The 19,237-nt window shown below is 48.1% G+C and carries 15 protein-coding genes, 1 riboswitch and 1 other annotated feature; of the genes, 1 reads left to right on the top strand and 14 read right to left on the bottom strand.

The annotated features are described in order from the left end of the window. Window positions 1–67: 67 nt before the first annotated feature. Entirely contained in the window at window positions 68–532 is a 465-nt protein-coding gene (locus BLV66_RS08485) for a hypothetical protein (protein WP_086985682.1), read from the bottom strand. Continuing rightward, window positions 529–1,302, bottom strand: coding sequence for a hypothetical protein (locus BLV66_RS08480; protein WP_086985681.1), 774 nt, complete (start codon window positions 1,300–1,302; stop codon window positions 529–531). Before BLV66_RS08480 ends, BLV66_RS08485 begins: the two co-directional genes overlap by 4 nt. A 253-nt stretch (window positions 1,303–1,555) precedes the next feature. After that, a riboswitch (Fluoride riboswitch) is annotated at window positions 1,556–1,631 on the top strand. Between the two features lie 44 nt (window positions 1,632–1,675). Here BLV66_RS08480 and BLV66_RS08475 point away from each other — a divergent pair. Further along, on the top strand, window positions 1,676–2,878 hold the full coding sequence (locus BLV66_RS08475) for a cation:proton antiporter domain-containing protein (RefSeq protein WP_245826675.1): 1,203 nt from the start codon (window positions 1,676–1,678) through the stop codon (window positions 2,876–2,878). A gap of 48 nt (window positions 2,879–2,926) precedes the next feature. Here the strand turns inward: BLV66_RS08475 and BLV66_RS08470 are convergent, their stop codons facing one another. The 12 genes from BLV66_RS08470 to BLV66_RS08415 all read right to left on the bottom strand — a co-directional run bounded on the left by BLV66_RS08470 (window position 2,927) and on the right by BLV66_RS08415 (window position 19,214). Next, entirely contained in the window at window positions 2,927–3,634 is a 708-nt protein-coding gene (locus BLV66_RS08470; protein WP_086985679.1) for a response regulator transcription factor, read from the bottom strand. After that, entirely contained in the window at window positions 3,624–6,359 is a 2,736-nt protein-coding gene (locus BLV66_RS08465) for a DUF4118 domain-containing protein (protein ID WP_218131828.1), read from the bottom strand. The genes BLV66_RS08470 and BLV66_RS08465 overlap by 11 nt, the downstream gene beginning before the upstream one ends. A gap of 25 nt (window positions 6,360–6,384) precedes the next feature. Next, window positions 6,385–6,942: a potassium-transporting ATPase subunit C gene (locus BLV66_RS08460; protein WP_086985678.1), complete on the bottom strand. Its 558-nt coding sequence runs from the start codon at window positions 6,940–6,942 to the stop codon at window positions 6,385–6,387. 9 nt (window positions 6,943–6,951) lie between these two features. Beyond that, window positions 6,952–9,009, bottom strand: coding sequence for a potassium-transporting ATPase subunit KdpB (kdpB, locus tag BLV66_RS08455; protein WP_086985677.1), 2,058 nt, complete (start codon window positions 9,007–9,009; stop codon window positions 6,952–6,954). Between the two features lie 20 nt (window positions 9,010–9,029). After that, window positions 9,030–10,715: a potassium-transporting ATPase subunit KdpA gene (kdpA, locus tag BLV66_RS08450; RefSeq protein ID WP_086985676.1), complete on the bottom strand. Its 1,686-nt coding sequence runs from the start codon at window positions 10,713–10,715 to the stop codon at window positions 9,030–9,032. 256 nt (window positions 10,716–10,971) lie between these two features. Then, a complete protein-coding gene (locus tag BLV66_RS08445) occupies window positions 10,972–11,727 on the bottom strand; it encodes a class I SAM-dependent methyltransferase (RefSeq protein ID WP_086985675.1) in 756 nt (251 codons plus the stop codon). Between the two features lie 46 nt (window positions 11,728–11,773). After that, window positions 11,774–12,412, bottom strand: coding sequence for an NAD(P)-dependent oxidoreductase (locus tag BLV66_RS08440; RefSeq protein ID WP_086985674.1), 639 nt, complete (start codon window positions 12,410–12,412; stop codon window positions 11,774–11,776). Window positions 12,413–12,583: 171 nt separating this feature from the next. Further along, a complete protein-coding gene (locus BLV66_RS08435; protein WP_086985673.1) occupies window positions 12,584–13,987 on the bottom strand; it encodes an MATE family efflux transporter in 1,404 nt (467 codons plus the stop codon). 66 nt (window positions 13,988–14,053) lie between these two features. Continuing rightward, a complete protein-coding gene (locus BLV66_RS08430; RefSeq protein ID WP_086985672.1) occupies window positions 14,054–14,530 on the bottom strand; it encodes a GyrI-like domain-containing protein in 477 nt (158 codons plus the stop codon). 96 nt (window positions 14,531–14,626) lie between these two features. Continuing rightward, the gene (locus tag BLV66_RS08425; RefSeq protein ID WP_086986031.1) at window positions 14,627–16,156 is read right to left on the bottom strand and encodes a ClC family H(+)/Cl(-) exchange transporter; all 1,530 of its coding nucleotides are present in this window, start codon (window positions 16,154–16,156) and stop codon (window positions 14,627–14,629) included. 304 nt (window positions 16,157–16,460) lie between these two features. Next, window positions 16,461–18,158, bottom strand: coding sequence for an arginine--tRNA ligase (gene argS / locus BLV66_RS08420; RefSeq protein WP_086985671.1), 1,698 nt, complete (start codon window positions 18,156–18,158; stop codon window positions 16,461–16,463). 121 nt (window positions 18,159–18,279) lie between these two features. Continuing rightward, window positions 18,280–18,541, bottom strand: a binding site (T-box leader). Window positions 18,542–18,602: 61 nt separating this feature from the next. Then, on the bottom strand, window positions 18,603–19,214 hold the full coding sequence (locus BLV66_RS08415) for a GNAT family N-acetyltransferase (protein ID WP_086985670.1): 612 nt from the start codon (window positions 19,212–19,214) through the stop codon (window positions 18,603–18,605). Window positions 19,215–19,237: the final 23 nt, after the last annotated feature.

Here is a 19,237-nt window from a genome sequence, read left to right as displayed (position 1 = left end):
TCCCTTAAGCCTAGCACTAAGTAAACGGTTGCACAAAGATTAAGAGCTGACCACAAAAAAACAGTCGTTAAGACGACTGTCGGGTTTCTTCCGCATTCTGTTTCTTTACTGAGAGCCAATCGACTAACGTACGCATACCATACGTTAATGGGATCGAAAGGTGCAAAGCTACCTGCAGACCGTGCAGTATCAAAAATTCTACCGTATTGATCGGTACAGGCAAATCCATGCCCAGCTGATATAGCTGATAAGCCTGCTGCACCTGCAACCCGGCCATCGCCAAAAAGAAAGCGTTGCTCCAAAAAGGTCGGCGCGTATATTGGTCAAAAAAGGCATTCCGATAGACAACGTTCACCAAAAAGAATAAAGCTGTGGTCATGATGATGACCATAATTGCATTTTGGTAAGAAATCCCGCCAACTCTTTCAACCGGCATAGAAATATAAGCAAGAAGCAACGCCGTCATGATCAACAAACTATAAAAGCCGAATTTGTAACGAACCTTCTTTTGCTTCTCATCGTAAAATTTCACAAAAATCCCTCCACATCTTCAGTAAAAGATCTTACTAGCATACTCATTTCACTTTCCAGCATATCGATTTCACAATAGGCTAGTGTCGGATTATTTGCGGCGAAATAGCGGTAAACTTGGTTCACGCGGACGCGGAATTGTTTCGGACTGATCGGCAACTGGTTCGCGCGCTTCACGCCGCCCTTATCGCTCAAGAGGAACTGCCGATTCAATGCATGGATGACCTGAACCCAGGAACAGGAAGCCTGGAAGAAGCTGCCGCTGGCGTAATGGATGTCACCCTGCATAGCTTGGCTATGGCCATTTTCGAGCGAAAGTGTTGCTTCCTTCATGAAATAAGCAATCGTTGCTTGGCGCAGCTTTTCCGGATAGGATCCCTGCATTGCAAGCTTTTCCTTCAGCGTCTTAATCGGATGGTCTGGTGTTTCCCAGAGAATTCGGCCATAATGGATTTCTGCCGCGTAGCTGCTGTTCACGACGCCGAAAGGATGGCCGCTCTCGTGTTTGATCGTAATCTTCCCATCGAGGCAATCAGAGATGGCGTGCATAACAGAATCGACTTCCCTTAGTCTGTAATGTTGGGACCCCTCGATATCATCCAACCGGTGGACAACATATTCTAGCTCCTGATTGGTCAGTCCTCCAGCGACATGGTACAGAAAAATAGCAGATTCCGTTGTATTGTCTCCACCTCCGTAACCCACGATACCTTTCAATCCTGGAATGCTTTTTAGTTCGCTTACAATCTTCTCTCTGTTCACTTGGTCCACGCATGCCACCTCACATTTTTCTGATGGAAAACATTATCGGAACGGCCGGTCGAAAAATCGAATAGCCCCACAACTAGTGGCATCCGGCCTTGGATCGTGCAATTTGATTACTTTTATCCTATCATTTTTAGGCAATTATCGCAATTTTGACAATATCTCCGATATCGGAAAAATGTTGTGGAAACAGCACCCAATCACTGATGCGATTCCCATTCCCCCTTGTCTGACTTCTGAAAACATGCTATTATTCTATCTATAACGAGGGAATGAATGTCTCCCAAAGCAAATCGCTTAAACCGCTTATACAAGCTGATGACTTCTGCGCAATAGGCGCAGTCCGTCGTCAGCTTTTTTTAGTGGCAATAACTTGGAGGTGCAGCTTTTGATTTACAGTATCGCGCTTATTCTCATAATCGGTTTTCTTCTCAGTTCGCTCTTTACCCGGTTCCAACTTCCCGGCTTGTTGGGCTTAATTTTGACCGGTATTCTGTTGGGTCCTTACGGAATGGATCTGATGGCGCCGGAATTACTGGCCATTTCCGCAGATATCCGAAAAATCGCATTGATCGTCATTCTGGTACGCGCTGGCTTGACGATGGACTTGGGCGATCTCAAGAAGATCGGCCGCCCTGCTGTCCTGATGACCTTTTTGCCGGCGACCTTCGAAATCCTGGCAGTCATCCTGTTGGCACCGAAATTGTTGGGCATCACTTTACTGGAGGCTGCCATCCTCGGGGCGGTTCTTGGGGCTGTATCCCCGGCTGTCGTTGTTCCGCGCATGATTATGCTGATTGAGAGTGGCTACGGCAAAGCTAAAGGGATTCCGCAGATGATTCTGGCCGGTGCATCCGTCGATGACGTTTATGTCATCGTCCTATTCACCTCATTCATGGGCATGTACACCGGCAGAGGGTTCCAGGCGATTACGCTGCTTTCCGTTCCGGTTTCGATTGCCTTGGGTCTGCTTGGCGGTCTACTGGTCGGTTTGGGTCTGGTTTTTCTCTTCAGGACATTCCACATCCGCGATACGATGAAAGTGATGCTGGTGCTGAGCGCTTGTTTCTTGTTGGTGACGGCTGAGGATTCCTTGGCAAAATTCATTCCCTTTTCTGGGCTGCTCGGCGTCATGGCTGTCGGAGCCACTTTATTGAAAAGACGCCCGGAATTAGGCAAACGTCTGAATGATAAATTCTCAAAAATCTGGTCCGCAGCCGAAATTTTCCTGTTCGTGCTGGTAGGATCGGCTGTTGACATATCAGCCTTGGGTGGCGCCGGCTTCGCGGCTGTTGCCTTGATTTTCGGAGCTTTGATTTTCCGAATAGTTGCGGTCTTCCTGGCTGTTTCAGGAACCAACCTGAATACGAAAGAACGCATTTTTTCAGCGATGGCGTATACGCCGAAAGCCACTGTCCAAGCAGCCATCGGATCGATTCCTTTGGCTGCCGGGGTCGAAGCGGGCAGCATCATTTTGAGCGTAGCCGTCTTGGCGATCATTTTAACTGCGCCGATCGGAGCCACCTTCATCGACCGCACTTACAAGACCTTATTGACGAAGGATGCCGCACCAAGAAACTAAGAAAAGATACGCCCTCAACTGCATAAGCGCTTGAGGGCGTATCTTTTCCTATTTATCCAATTCTTCGACCATACGGTAACCGACTCCAATTTCAGTCAGGATATATTCGGGTTCTGCTTGGTTTTTTTCTATTTTCCGGCGGATATTGGCCATATTAACCCGTAATGTCCGGTTCTCATCCATATACGGGCCCCAGACTGCCTTCGTGATGAAGTCATGGGTCAGTACCCTTCCGGCATACTGCGACAACAGGACAACTATTTTGTATTCGTTGGGAGTCAAATGGACCTCTTTCTTCCTTACGGCCACTTTCCTCTTTTCATAATCGATCGTCAATTCTCCGACACTGAAGCTGCCCACTGGCAATGCCGAAGTATTCACTTGGTGCAGACTATGCCGCAAGGCAGTACGAATGCGCGCCAACAATTCCGAAGTGCTGAATGGTTTGGTGACATAGTCATCCGCACCGCAATCCAACGCCTCCACTTTTTCCCGTTCATTGCCGCGCGCGGATACGACCATGACAGGCACAGCGGAGAAAGTACGGATTTTTTTCAGGACCTCCATCCCATCTATATCAGGCAAGCCCAAATCCAACAGAATCAAATCTGGATTGTAGGAGGTCATCAACGCCATCCCTTCCTTGCCGCTCGCCGCTTTCAGAACGGTATAGTCATTCGAAAGCAGGATAGCGGTCAAAAAGTCGGTAATGTGCTGCTCATCCTCAATCAAAAGTATCGTGAGTTTATTTTGCATGATTTTCTCCTTCTGTCAATGGGAGTGTGAATTCGAAGACAGCACCGCCTTCGAGACGGTTTACTCCCTTCATTTTCCCGCCATGCGCCTGAACAATCGTCATGCAGATGGACAGGCCAATTCCCATACCTCTGGATGAATCTGAACTTTTTTGGTTAGCAACCGAATTCGCTTCAAACAGGAAAGGAAATTGTTCATCTGAAATCCCCTCTCCATAATCGACTACGGCAAAGATTGCCTCATCTTTCTTTTCATGCAGATAGAGATCAATGACAGAATCATCCGGGGAATGCGTAATGGCGTTCTCCATCAGATTGATCAGTACCTGCATGATCAACGTGGCATCCATAGGTACAAACAGCGCCTTTTCGGGAATACTGACTCTGAACTTGCGTTTCGGAAACCTCTTTTTGATTCGGCTGAGCGCATCGGAAATGACCTCCTCAGCGATCTCATCTGTTTTATTTACGGACACGGAACCTTCTTGAATACGGGTAACTGACAGAAGGTTTTCCACAAGTCGAATTAGCCACTGCGCCTCGCTCTGGATCGAAGTCAGCAACTTATGCTGCGTTTCTTTATCGAAACTTTTTTCGTTTTCCAGCATGGCGGAACTCGCCCCTAAAATCCCTGTCAAGGGTGTCCGCAAATCGTGGGAAATAGAGCGGAGCAAATTACTCCTCATCTTTTCCCTTTCATTTTCCACAATCGTTTCCCTTTGTTTATCGGACAGTTGTTGGCGTTCAAAAGCTAATGCTATCAGCGAAGATATCATCTGGAGTGTCGAACGGCTTTCTTGGTTAACAATACCTTCTCTGCAGCCGATTCCGACTACGCCCAACACGTTCCTTTCAGATGCAATCGGCATGTAAAAACCATCCGCTCCGCTCAGCGTATCCGTACCTGATCCGGCAATTTTATTGTTCAAAAATACCCAATTGGCGACCGCTTCCTCGTCCCGGGTGAGCAGGTAGTCCGCCTCTGCTCTATTTGAGCTGCTGACTGAGGTCTTCGGGATTCCTCCCTTTTCATCGATGGCATAAAAAACAACTGGGCGATTGAACGAACGGCTAATATAATCATTCGTAATAGTAACGATGCTGTCGAGGCCGCGTGTTTTTAATAACTGCCTGTTAATATCATACAAGACCTGCAGGCGCTGCTCCCGCTCCACTATCAGTCTAGCTTGGATCCGTGAACTCGTGATGAGACTTGATGTGATCAAAGCGATAATCAATAATATAAAAAAGGTGACCAAATACGATGGATCATCGGTTTTGAAATGGAAAATTGGATCTACAAAAAGGACATCGAACAAGAGCACACTGACCACGGAAGCAACAATTCCATAAGCATAGCCATCCGTTACCCGCGAAATCAAGATGACCGCAAGCAGATAAACCATTGCCAAATTATGCTGTTCCACTCCCCAGGATTTCAACAGATAAGAAATCACGGTTGTCACAAATAAAATACCCATCATCTTGCTCGTCTGGGTGCTGGACATTGTCCACCAACTCAACCACCGCTTGAATGAAAAGCTGCGGAGCGTCGTCACTTGGGAAGCATCTGGGTCGTTGTTGGAAAGGATATGGATCTCGCTTTTGTCCAACAAGGAAATGAGTCTGTCTTCAAAATCATGTTCCCATAAACTGCGGATACCTTTTTTCTTTTTGCTTTTTCCGATAACGATATTTGTGATTCCAGACATATTAGCAAATTCCGCTAATGTTTCAGCAACATCGTTCCCATGCAAGATCAATGTTCTGGCACCCAACTTGTCCGCCAGCTTCATATTTTCCTCTAAGTCATCCCGCTGTTGTGGAGACAGCCTGCTCTCGTCTCCGGTCGCAACATGGACGGCTGTCCATTTGCAATGAAAAGCCTCCGCAGTCCTTGCAGCCCAACGGATATTTTGAGCAGAAAAAGGCGATGCGGTGACGCATGCCAAAATGTTTTCGTTCACTTGCTTATCCAAAGAACCGGCAGTCGCCTGCTGCTCTGCGCTGATCCGGTCAGCCAACTTGCGCATGGCTATTTCACGCAGCAGGCGCAGATTTTCTTTCGTAAAAAAATTCTGTTGGGCCAGTTTCACCTTGTCTTCCCGATAGATTTTACCTTCTTTTAACCGTTGGATAAGTTCTTCGGAATCAATATCAATCAGCTCGATGCTGTCGGCCCGTTCAAAAATATAATCAGGTATTGTTTCATTTACGATCACATTGGTTATTTGAGCCACAACATCCTTCAAACTCTCGATATGTTGCACATTCACTGTCGTATAAACGTCAATTCCCGCCCGTAGAAGTTCTTCGACATCCTGATATCTTTTTTTGTTCCGGACTCCGATTGCATTCGTATGCGCCAATTCGTCGACCAGAATCAACTCCGGGTTCCGTTTCAACGCAGCATCCAAGTCAAACTCCTGCAATTTGATGTTCTTGTAGTTGATTTGCTGAGGCGCAATGACCGGCAACCCAGGCAAAAGGAGATTCGTCTCAGGACGGGTGTGCGGTTCGACGTATCCGACGACGATATCCACACCTGCAGCCAGTTGATCATGGGCTTCTTCAAGCATCGCATAGGTCTTCCCTACTCCAGCCGCATAGCCAAAAAATATCTTCAGTTTGCCGAATTTTTGGCTATCCCGTTCTTCCGTTTGCTTGATCATTTTTAATAGCTGCTCCGGGTCAGGGCGCACATCCTCCTGTCTTCTCATTGCCATCCTCACTTTCCTATGTTATTGCCTCTTATTCCGCGGCGGATGCTTCATCCAGTGCTAAGTTCACTTCCAGTACATTCACTGCAGGTTCGCCGAAAACAAAGAAGGCGCGTCCAGACGTCTTTTCATCGATTATGGCTTGTACACGTTCAGAATCCATTCCACGTTCCGCAGCTATACGCTCCACTTGGTAAGCGGCTGCCTCCGGTGAGATATGCGGATCGACACCGCTTGCCGATGCCGTCACCAGTTCCATTGGGATATCTGCTTCATTCAAAGGAGCCAATGCTTCCCAAAAGTCGATCCTTTCCGCGACTGCTGCCGCCTGATCCCCGCTTGAAGGGGCTGCGTTGCTGACGGTCTGAGGACGTCCGATCAGATATTGCGGTTCCGTAAATACTTGTCCCAGCAAGCTGGAACCCACAAGTGCTTCTGAACCCTCCTGTGTTTCTATGGTTATCATACTACCATTTGCTTTGTCTTGAAAGAGCAACTGTGAGATCCCCGTTATAGCGGCTGGATACATTATCCCGCAGATGACGGTGAAGACAGCCAGCACTCGGATGCTTGTACTAAATTTCTTCATGATTTCCTCCTATACTAATCCGAATAACGTTATGACGAAATCGATCAGTTTGATCGCGATGAACGGTGCCACCAAACCGCCTAATCCATAAATCAAAATATTGCGCTTCAGCAGTTTTCCGGCAGGTATCTCTTTATAAGGTACCCCTTTTAACGACAACGGGATCAAGAAAATGATGATCAGTGCATTGTAGATAATCGCCGACAGGATAGCGCTGTTTGTGCTTGTGATGTTCATGAAGTTCAGCACGCCCAACTCCGGGTAGATGCTTAGGAACAGCACCGGGATGATGGCGAAGTATTTTGCAACGTCATTTGCGATGCTGAAAGTGAATAAAGCGCCGCGTGTCATCAGCAATTGTTTCCCTATACGGACAATTTCAATCAACTTCGTCGGGCTTGAATCCAAATCGATCATGTTTCCGGCTTCTTTGGCTGCCTGCGTCCCGGAATTCATCGCCACGGCCACATCGGCTTGCGCTAATGCAGGAGCATCATTGGTGCCGTCACCCGTCATAGCCACCAGATGGCCTTCCCGCTGATATTCGCGGATCAGGTTCATCTTGTCTTCAGGTGTCGCTTCCGCCAAGAAATCATCCACCCCTGCTTCGGCTGCAATCGCAGCAGCAGTCATCGGGTTGTCACCGGTGATCATGATTGTCTTAATGCCCATACTGCGTAAATTGTGAAATTGCTCCTTCACGCCGTTTTTCACGATGTCCTTCAAATAGATGACGCCCATAACTTTATAGTTCTTCGCTACTACAAGCGGTGTTCCGCCTTTTGTGGCGACTTCCCTGACGATTGCATCACACTCTTCGGGAAAGGGTTCGCCGTGGTCAAGCACATACGTCTTGACGGTATCGGCTGCCCCCTTGCGTATTTCATTCCCTTGATAATCTATTCCGCTCATCCTCGTCTTCGCGGTGAATTCGATGAATTCTGCCTGCAGCGCGCCCATATTGCGGCCGCGAATATTGAACTTTTCTTTCGCCAAAACGACGATGGATCTGCCTTCTGCTGTTTCATCCGCCAGTGACGACAGCTGCGCAGCATCCGCCAAGTCCTCTATGCTGACGCCGGCAACCGGATAGAATTCAGCAGCTTGACGATTACCCAAGGTGATGGTTCCTGTCTTGTCCAGCAGCAAGACGTCGACATCCCCGGCCGCTTCTATGGCACGGCCACTCATTGCCAATACATTCGCTTGATTCAAACGGCTCATCCCGGCGATACCGATTGATGACAGCAGCGCACCGATTGTCGTCGGAGCCAAACAGACAAGTAAGGCGATAATGTTCGTGATCGTAATGGCATTCCCTTGACCAGTCACTTGTGCTGAAAAGGCGGTGAACGGAAAGAGCGTGCCGCTCACGACCAAGAAGATGATTGTCAGCGTGACCAGAATGATCTGCAGAGCAACCTCGTTCGGAGTCTTCTTTCGCGAAGAGCCTTCAACCATTGCAATCATCTTATCCAGGAAACTTTCTCCGGCCTCCGCAGTCACTGTAATGACTAGCCAGTCGGACAAGACGGTTGTCCCGCCTGTCACGGCGCTTCTGTCGCCGCCGGATTCACGGATGACCGGCGCTGACTCGCCAGTAATGGCGCTCTCATCAACAGATGCAGCCCCATCAACAACATCTCCGTCCATCGGTATTTGACCGTTGGCTTCCACAAAGACTAAATCGCCCCTCTTCAAGCTGCTCGAGATGACCCACTCAAACGTGTCATGATCTTCCTTCGTCAACAACCTTTTCGCTTGTACATCGGAGCGGGCACTTCGTAAGGTATCAGCTTGGGCGCGGCCGCGGCCTTCCGCAATTGCCTCCGCAAAATTACCGAAGAGCACAGTGAACCACAGTATCAGTGTGATGATGAACGTGTAACCTGAAGACTCATCCTTTGTTCCGGTCAGCGACAGGAAAAACAGGATGGTCGTGAAGATGGCACCCAAATACACAACCAACATGACCGGATTACGCACTTGTATTTTCGGTGACAGCTTCTTGAATGACTGTTTGACCGCATCCAGTAATATATCTTTTGATATGGCATTATTTTCCATTTTTTAATTTCTCCTCATCGTTATCGTGTGGCAAAAAAATCTGCAATCGGACCCAGCGTCAATGCCGGCAAGTAGCTCAGCGCCCCAATGATGAGGATGACACCCAACAGGAAAGCCGTGAACAGGCCATCACTTGTGGAAAGTGTTCCTTCGGTTACAGCGACCTGTTTTTTCCCGGCGAAATTACCGGCTAAATAGATGGCTGCAATCATCGGCACGAATCGCGCAATTACCATAATGCCTGCCCCAGCCAAATTGGTGAATAGCGTATCCGACTCGAAGCCAGCAAAGCTGCTCCCGTTATTGTTGGCGAGTGAGGTGTAATTATAGAGCGCTTCTGTAAAGCCGTGCGCACCAGAAGTATGGAGCCACTTCGTGATCATCGGCAGCATAATGGCGACAGCTGTGCCGATCAAACTCAACAGCGAAGGCGTCAAGATGATAACGCTCGCCATCTTCATATCGAATGGGTCTACTTTCTTGCCTAGATATTCTGGCGTCCGTCCGACCATCAATCCCGCTATGAATACGGTCAGCAACACGAATGCCAGCATCCCATAGATGCCTGAGCCGATACCACCGAAGACGATTTCGCCTAACTGCATCAAGAACAAGGGTGCTAGGCTTCCCAATGCGGTATAGCTGGACAAGCTGGAATTGGTCGCTCCCGTGGAAGTCGCCGTAGTTGCTGCTGTCCACAGCGCCGATCCGCCAATTCCATGGATCACTTCTTTCCCTTCCATGTTTCCGCTAAGCTGCACGCCTTCAAATATGGGTCCCAACGACCATTCACTGTAGGTTACCAAGGCCAGCAGACCCACGAATAGTGCCGCCATCGTGATGAAAAGGGCACGTGCATGCAATCTGTCCTTCACGGCTTTTCCGAAAGTGAAGAGCAAAGATACCGGGATCAGCAAGATGGAAAGCGTCTGCAGTACATTCGATAAGGCGGTCGGATTTTCCAAAGGATAGGCTGCATTCGTTCCGAAGAAACCTCCCCCATTTGTCCCCAGAACCTTAATGGCTGCTTGGCTCGCTACCGGCCCTAAGGAAATAGAGAACAGCTTTCCGGACTCCAACGCGTTTGCTTGTTGTGCGCCTTGAAAAGTCTGGATGACGCCCTGAGATGCGAGTAAAACGGCCAAGACAGTAGCCAATGGCAGCAGGATGTATAGGACGACCCGCGTTAAATCCTTCCAGAAATTACCGATTACTTTGCTTTCCTTTAAGATCAAGCCGCGAATCACTGCAAAAAGAACAGCAAGTCCAACAGCTGCAGAAAGAAAGTTCTGTACCGTTAATCCCAACATCTGCGACAGATAGGACAAGCTCACTTCACCGGCGTAGGCTTGCCAGTTCGTATTGGTGATGAAGCTGGCGGCGGTGTTCAATGCCAAGTCCCAGGACATCCCGGCTTTCCCTTCCGGATTCAATGGCAGGAAGCCTTGGAACATCAAGAGCATCCATAAACCTGCAAACCCAGCGAGCGAAAATTGGACGACTGCAAGGGCATAGGACTTCGCATCCATCTGTTCTTCTTCATCGACTCCGATGAGCCGGTATACAGCCTGTTCTATCGGTGCAAGAATTCTCGTCAACATCACTTTCTTTCCTGCCATCACTTTATAAATCCCATTTCCGATAACCGATGCAAGCAGCACTAACAGTACAAAGAAAACGACATATTGCACAACTACGAAACTCATAGATCTTCACCCCTAAACAAGACATAAAATAAATACAACAATAAGCTCAATCCCAATAAACAGGCAAAGATGGACACAATACCCACTATTCCCACTCCCAACTTTCAATTCTTTAGTTCTTTACTATGTCAATCATACTGCCAAAGCGTGTTAAGAAAGTGCTAAGGAAATGGACGGCGGTGTTAAGATTGCATATAGATGACGGTTTCAGTAAAAAAAAGATTCCCTCTTTCGAAGGAATCCGTTTCTGATCTTACTATTTTGTTTCCCGTTTCTGCAAAATATAGAAAACATAGTTGTAGTAGGCACTATATTTTTCGAAATGTTTCATTTCCTGGCGGTTCTCCTCCACCAATGCTTTTGCGTCCTCACTGTCGCCGTGCCTTTCCAGGAATGCCGCTTCATTGGTTTCATAGTAATGATAGTAATGGCTCGTCCAGTCCGATTCGGGCAGGATGAAATGCGCCACCGGAATATAACCGGCCTCCTCGATTTGAGCAGTCTTCTCAGCAATCGTCCCCATTTCCGGGTAAACTTCGGTCCAATATTTGTCTACGATTTGAGGACGTTCCGGTGTCAGCCAGGAAATTTCGGAAACGACCAAAAACCCGTCTTTTTTCAGCAAAGGACGCCATTCCCGGATGCCTCTGGAAAAGCCGATGTTGTAGATGGCGCCTTCCGCCCAGATGACGTCCAAAGATTCGGGAGCGAAGGCAAGCCGTTCCATATCCATTTCCTTAACCGTCAACCGATTTGTAATGCCATGTTCCAGAACTTTGTGTTTGAGTATACTCAAAAATTCTTTGCTGCTGTCGACCGCTGTGATATGAGCTGGCGTCTGTTCGCTCAGCACCATCGTCTGCGCGCCGGTTCCGCAGCCTACATCCAGCAGTTGCGTTTGCGGGGTCAATTGCGGCAGAAACTGCAGCGCTTTGATGGTGCTCTGTTGGCTGCCGGGACCTTGGCGCGGGTTGCTTTTATGAAAATCGATGATCAAATCCAATGTTTCCATGAATTCCCCTCCTGATCTGCGTTGTCGTACCTGTCAGCGTAAGGACCTACTGCCTTTCGCCGACGACTGTGTAGCGTTGTCTCAGATGTCGTTGTCTTTCGATCTCGTCCACCAGCGCGATCGCATAATCCGCGTAACTGATGTAACTTTCACCCTCGCTGTTCAGCAGCAGCGTTTCTGCACCTTCCGCGTATTTTCCGGTCCGGTTGCCGTTGGGGTCGAAATAAGCGGATGGCGAAAGATAAGTCCAATTGGCTTTGCTTTCCTTCAGTATGCTGAGAGCCTTGGCCATGTTCGTGGCAGTCGGTTTGAAAGCCTCCGGAAAATTGGCCGTTTCCATCACCCTGATCGTTTTTCCGGGATCCGCGTAAAGGCTGCCGGCTCCGCCTACAACGATCAAACGCGTTTCCGGAAGATGCTCCAGTTCATCGATCAAGGACTGCAACGAGGTCACATGCTCCTCTTCCATTCCCGCAGGCGCATTGAATGCATCTACAATCACATCGAATCCTTTCAGATCCTCCACCTGCACATCGAAAATGTCCCGCTCGATGATGGTTACTTGTTTGTCCGCAAGCTTGGCGGAATTCCGGATGATGGCGGTCACCTCATGTCCCCGGGCATGCGCTTCTTCCAATATCAACCTGCCCTGTCTGCCTGTCGCTCCGATGATTCCGATCTTCACTGAAACCCCTCCATTCTGGTTATAAACGTCCTGCTGTCTCCTTCATTTTAGGATTCCGGGGATTAAAAGTAAAGCCGGACACTTTTCCGGAACCGAAATCCCCCCTAGTGCGACTCCAATAAAAAAAACCCCACAGAACCCTTATCAGGCCTGCAAAGCTTCTCACTTTTCTTACTTTTCTGGGATAGGATCCCCAATCGTATGCGGATAGATGTTCGCAATGACTTCTTTGTCGATTTTCTTGTTGAAATAAATGCTCATGACCAAGGCGAAGACTTCCGCAATCGGAAACGCCCACCAGACAAACGCAACGTTGCCCATCAAGGAAAGCAGATAAGCTGCCGGCAGCAGCACTACCACCTGGCGGATCATGGAGACCCAAAGGCTCAGGCCACCTCTTCCAAAAGCCTGGAACACAGAACCGGAAACGATATTGTAGCCTGCAGCAACATAGCAGAGACTGATGATCCGCAAAGCCGGGATGCCGATCTCCAGCATTTCATCGGATGCGTTGAACAATTGCAGAAGTGTGCCGGGCACCAGCAAGAAAATGGCAGCGCCGATGAACATGATCGCCATCGCATATCTTTTTGACAATCTGATGGTCTCTTTGATCCGCTCTTTTTGATCGGCACCATAGTTGTAGGCGATGATAGGAACCATCCCGTTGTTCAGGCCGAAAACCGGCATGAATATGAAACTTTGGAGCTTGAAGTAGACACCGAAGACAGCAGTCGCTGTCGGTGTGAAGCGGATCAGAATGTTGTTCAGGCTCAAATTCAGGAAGGAACCGACAGCCTGCATCAGAATCGACGGACCGCCGATCGAATAGATTTTTTTTATCGTTTGCATATCCGGACGGAACCCTTTAAAAGATAAAGTGATTTCCTTATTGAACCGAACATTGAAAAAGAACGCCAGTGAAGCCGCGGTTATCTGCCCGATCACTGTTGCGATTGCAGCGCCTCTTGTCCCCATCGCCGGAACGCCGAACCAGCCGAAGATGAAGATCGGATCGAGGATGATGTTCAGGATCGCGCCTGTCGCTTGGGTCGCCATCGTGAACAAGGTTCTGCCGGTGGATTGCAACAAGCGTTCCATGCTGACTTGCATAAATATTCCGATTGAAAAGACACAGATGACTTGCAGGTAATCGATTCCGTAGGCGATGATTTCTGCATCCTTCGTCTGGAAGGAGAAATAAAGAGGGATGAAGAACAGGCCCAACGCCAAAAACAGCAGAAAATGCATGGCATTCAGAAAAATCCCATTATCTGCAGTGCTGTTTGCGGCTGCGTAATTCTTTTCCCCGAGGCGTCTGGAAACCAACGCATTGATCCCGACCCCGGTCCCGACCGCCAGAGCGATCATCAAGTTCTGCACCGGGAAGGCTAAGGATACCGCAGTCAGGGCTTTTTCACTGATTTGGGCCACAAAGATGCTGTCCACTACATTGTATAAAGCCTGCACCACCATGGAAATCATCATTGGTACGGACATGGAGATCAGTAATTTGTTGACGGGCATGACACCCATCTTATTTTCCGCCATCGCTGGCTGTTTGTTTTGTTGCATATTTTTTCCTTTCCAAAAAAGTGGAGCCGTCTATTCGACGGCTCGCCTTTTTGTAGCTATAATTTTTTATGATTCATCTGCCTCTTGGATAGGCAATTCGATTTTGGTCAAGTATTCCTGAGGCGTGAAGCCTTCGCCGTTGTAGTAGGTTTCATAGGAGATGCCGTTCGTTTCGAAATCATGGACTGCCAACCACTGGTCCATTTCCTGGTAAATCTTGGGAATTTCATTGTAAGGACCAATGTTCAGACAGGATACCCGTTTCCCTCCTGGAATGATGGACATGCGGATATCATCCTGCGGAGGCAACATTTTTATGATCGGATAGCCGACTTCGATTTCGACGTTTTGCTTCGTGAATGAGTAATAGATCGTGAAACAGGGACCTGCTGGCAACTCTTCCAACAGATTCAGATAGGTCAGGATTTTTTCGCGGCAATCCTCTATCTTCGTCTGCATATTCTTTAGCGTCGTTTCCGTTTTGATGGAAATGACGCGCTGCTCCGGTTGGTTGGTCAATGTGATGTCTGAAATTCTTCCCATTTTACAAAACCCCCTATCAAGGCTTGCGATGCACCGACTTTTATAAACTTCAATATAAGGATAGCATATTTCTCAGAAAAAAACCGTTTTGGTGCATCAAGTGTCGAAAAGTCGCCTCTTTTCCAATTTCTTAAGTTCTTCTTGAACAGTTTTGGCCAAGCCCAGATCTGTCAAAACATGCAGCACATCCCCCGTCTGCATAATTGTTTTTCCGGTTGCCACAACATTCTGTTGGCCTCTTCGGATCGATGTCACCAACACATCCTCAGGCCACCTGACATCACGGATCTCCTTGCCAGAAAAATGACTTTCGGCTCTGACCGGTAGATCAAACAGATATTTTTTCCCGTTGCGCTTGCTGTCATGCGAAGCGATGAGCCTTTCCAAAAGGCTCTCATAGATAGGATCCACACCCAACAGATCGGCCGTGACAAAGGCGCTGAATGAACAAATGGCAAGCGGCATCAACTGATTCATCCCACCGACCATCTCCGTCACCAAAATGATGGCAGTCAAAGGTGCTTTTCCGATGGCTGTGAAATAACCCGCCATCGCAAAAATAATGAAATGCGGCAAATATTGCGGATCGAACGAAAGCAGAGCCAAAGCCGCTTTTCCGTAGATAGCACCCAAGATTGCCCCCAATGACAAGATCGGCAGAAAAATACCGCCGGGAACACTCGCGCCGTAAGAGACCATCGAAAATACAAAGCGCAAAACCCATAAGCCAATCAACATCCCCAAGGAGAGTTGCCAATTGCTCAAATGCAGGATCAGCTCACTGCCTCCTCCGATGACCTGCGGAAGAAAATAGCCCATCGGGATGACCAGAATGAATGGCAAGATTGCGTTATAGTGAGCCGGGATGAATGGTAGCCGGCCATATAGTTTAGGCAATGACAAGACTACTTTGGTGTAGAGCCAGCCATTCAATCCCAGAAAGACGCCCAAGCCTATAACCAAGCCGTAGTAGGATATCGGGATCGTGTTCATCATGCCGATATCCAACGCCGGAGTCAATCCGAAAATGTTCAAGGACACAAAATTTGCCACAAGTGCGGAGGAGAAGGTCGTGATGGCAAGCAAAGGGGAAAAATTATGATGGACTTCTTCGAGGACAAACATCAAGCCGGCCAAGGGTGCGTTGAAAGCTGCCGCCAAACCGGCGCCGGCACCGCTCGAAAGCAAAATCTTCTCTTCGACGTCATCCCCTTTTGTGAGACTGCTGATGCCTTGTCCCACTGCGGATCCCAATTGGATGGAAGGACCCTCCCTTCCTAAGAAGAGTCCGGATCCGATCGCCAGCAGACCTCCGATGAATTTTTTCCAGAGCACCGGCCACCAGTTAAGGCTGATGATTCCTTGTACTTGCCCCTCCACTTGCGGAATGCCGCTACCCTTGATATTGGGTTCGCTTTTGACGAGTTTTCCGACGATGAGCGCGGCTGCCACTGAAAAAATTACCCAAGGGATGAGCCAGATTGGATGTTCTTGCATATAATGATAGCTTTCAACTACTGTTTCCAATATAAATTCAATTCCTAATCTGAAAAGGCTGACAATGAAGCCGGCTGATAATCCTACAAGTGTTCCTTTCGCAAGGTAAACGACGCGCTCATCAGCCATGAGCTTCCTGTAAATATCCAAAGATTATCCCTTCTTTCTATTTTTTATTGTTCAATGAAAATCAAAAAACCTAAAACTATATACATAATTTTAGGCGGTTTTGAGTTTTTGAAGAATGATGAATCATCGTATCCCTTTTAGTCGAACTCTGAATTGCAGGGGGGTGAGCAATTCATCGTATCCTACGCAAACGCGTTTTGAAAAGCAGATACCACTCCCGTTTCGCAAATAACGTAGTGAACAAAAGAGGTTCACTTCGTTATTTGCTCCAACGTCCGGGTATCTAAACGCTTTTCATCTCGCTCTACATTTTTTCTGGGGATTGGACTCCTAGGAGTCTTAGGCCTTCTTGCAGGACTATGGCTACGGATTGGACAAGTGCCAAGCGGGCGTTGCGTTTGTCGTCTTCCACTAGCACTTTGGTGTTGCCGTAATATTTATTGAATGCTTGGGACAAGTGGATCGTGTATTTCGCAATTACGGATGGCTCAAATTTTTCATAGGCTTGCTGGATGATTTCAGGGAAACTGTTCAACAGTTTTACGACTTCCCATGCGTAAGCGTCATCCAGGCCAAGGTCGGCTGCTTCGGTCGTGTCCAGTTCGACTTCTGCTTTGCGCAGGATACTCAAGCCGCGTGCGTTTGTGTATTGGACATAAGGTCCCGTCTCGCCTTCGAATTGCACGACTTCCTCCAAATCAAAGTCAAAATTATTCAGACGGTCATTTTTCAGGTCATGGAAAACGACGGCGCCGACGCCGACTGCTTTGGCGACTGCTTCCTTGTCTTCCAACGTTGGATTCTTCTCGTTAATCTGTTTCAAGGAAAGCTCGGTCGCTTCGTTCAGGACTTCCTCAAGCAGGATGACTTTCCCTTGACGGGTCGACAATTTCTTGCCGCCTTGCGTAATCAGACCGAATGGGACATGATGCATGTTTTCTGCCCAATCGTAGCCAAGCTCTTTCAGAACAGCTTTCAGTTGTTTGAAGTGGTTGCTTTGTTCATTGCCGACTGCATACAGGGACATCGCAAAATCATAATTGCGTTTGCGGTAAATCGCCGCCGCCAAGTCGCGGGTGATGTACAACGTTGCGCCGTCCGATTTCTTGATCAAGGCCGGATTCAAGTTGTATTTTTCCAAATCAACGATGGTTGCGCCGCGGTCCTGAGTGAGGATACCAGCTTTGTCCAGCAGTTCAACGACTTCATCCATCTTATCGTTGTAGAAAGCTTCGCCGTTGAAGGAATCGAAAGTGATCCCCAACATATCGTAGATTTTCATGAATTCTTGCAGTGATTCGGAACGGAACCACTCCCAAAGATGCAAAGCCTCTTCATCGCCATCTTCCAATTTCTTGAACCAAGCGCGGGCTTCGTCGTTCATGGTATCGTCTGATTCTGCTTCCGTGTGGAAACGGACATATAAAGTCAATAATTCATTGATCGGCTCAGCCTTGACTTTCTCTTCGTCGCCCCACAATTTGTAGGCTACGATCAGCTTGCCGAATTGCGTGCCCCAGTCGCCCAAGTGGTTGATTTTGATTGGGTTGAAGCCAACTTTCTTCATGATATTGGCCAAAGAATTTCCGATTACCGTAGAGCGCAAATGACCCATCGAGATCGGTTTCGCGATATTCGGTGAGGACATATCAATCGGCACATTGCCGCCTTTTCCGATATCGGCTGTTCCGAATGCTTGCTTCTCGGCAGCAATTTCATGCAGGACCGCATTCGTTACCGCTGCTTTTTCAAGGAACAGATTGACGTAAGGGCCTACTGCTTCCACTTTTTCGATGTAAGGATGGCTCAGTTGTGCCGCCAAATCTCCGGCGATGGCTTGCGGTGCTTTGCGCAGTGCTTTCGCTAGTGCGAATGCCGGAAATGCGACGTCCCCGTGCTCTGTATATTTAGGTACTTCCAGCAATTGGTACACTTGGTCATAGGTTAAGTGCTCCGGAACCAGCTTTTGAATCTCTTCAGCAACAATCTTTTTATAATCCATATTTTTCTGCTCCTTTATTATATGCCTCTGCCTATCCACATAATGAATGGATCACTTGTCTTCTCATAGGTGTCGCAAATGCGCGATAACGATAAAAAAAGCCCCTATTCTGCCCTGGCAAAATAGAGACGAATATCCGTGGTACCACTCTAATTCGATAAAGCAATACAGATGGGCTCTGATTATTTTATCCTTTTGAACCGCTAACGGGGCTAAACCGAATGACGCTACTCACAACCGCTCTTTCCGACGAACAGGGGGTTGCGCTTGTTTTCAAGTCATTTTCTCTGAAGTGCGTTTCCTTCTTCACTCTGTTGCGGGCTTCCACCTTCCCCGCTCGCTGGGAACATTGCTCGAAGTACTTTCTTCATCAATGAATGTGATTACTATCTGTAATACTATATCAAAGCCGGCCCTATTTGTCTAATGGATTTTCATTTCCCATCATTCCGATCGATTTGGCAATTGCTTCGGGCGGCTCATCCAAATGCTTTCCGAATAGTCCATGAAAATTTTTCCAATCCATGATTTTTTCCGATGCACTTCGCGGAAGCCGATCCGTTCGTAAACACTTTGAGCCCGTCCGTTGCTATCAACGACATCCAAGGCGAAAGTTCGGTAAGGTTCTGTTTCAATCAACTTGAGTATCATCTGACCGGCAATGCCTTGGCGCCGATCTGCTTCATTGGTTGCGACGCACTCAAAATAAAGCGTCTCATCGTCGATTGGCAAGGGCTCCCCGTATTCCTTATGGAAGCTGAAATAACCGATATGCCCCCAGATGAATCCGAAATTAGCCAAGAAATCTTCTTTGTTCACTTCCATGGCACGGCGTTGATTGGTCGAACAGCCCACCATCGCGACCGGGCGATCCCCGTCCAACGCAACCCGGATCAGTTCTTCCTGCAGCAGTCTGCGGAATCCGCCCAGCAAGCGCTCAGTATCCCGGTGCAACGTCTTCATGTCCTTGTAATAGCTGGTGACGAAAATTTTTCTGACTTCCTCTTTTTGGGCTTCCGTTAATTGGCTCATTTTCGCCATCGTTATTTCTGTCATATTTTCTTCCCTTCATACAAATC

Origin of the sequence: Trichococcus collinsii (genome assembly GCF_900107505.1) — a bacterium.
Taxonomy (GTDB): domain Bacteria; phylum Bacillota; class Bacilli; order Lactobacillales; family Aerococcaceae; genus Trichococcus; species Trichococcus collinsii.
The sequence above is the reverse complement of the archived record's forward strand: the minus strand, read 5'-3'. Positions and strand labels throughout refer to the sequence as shown.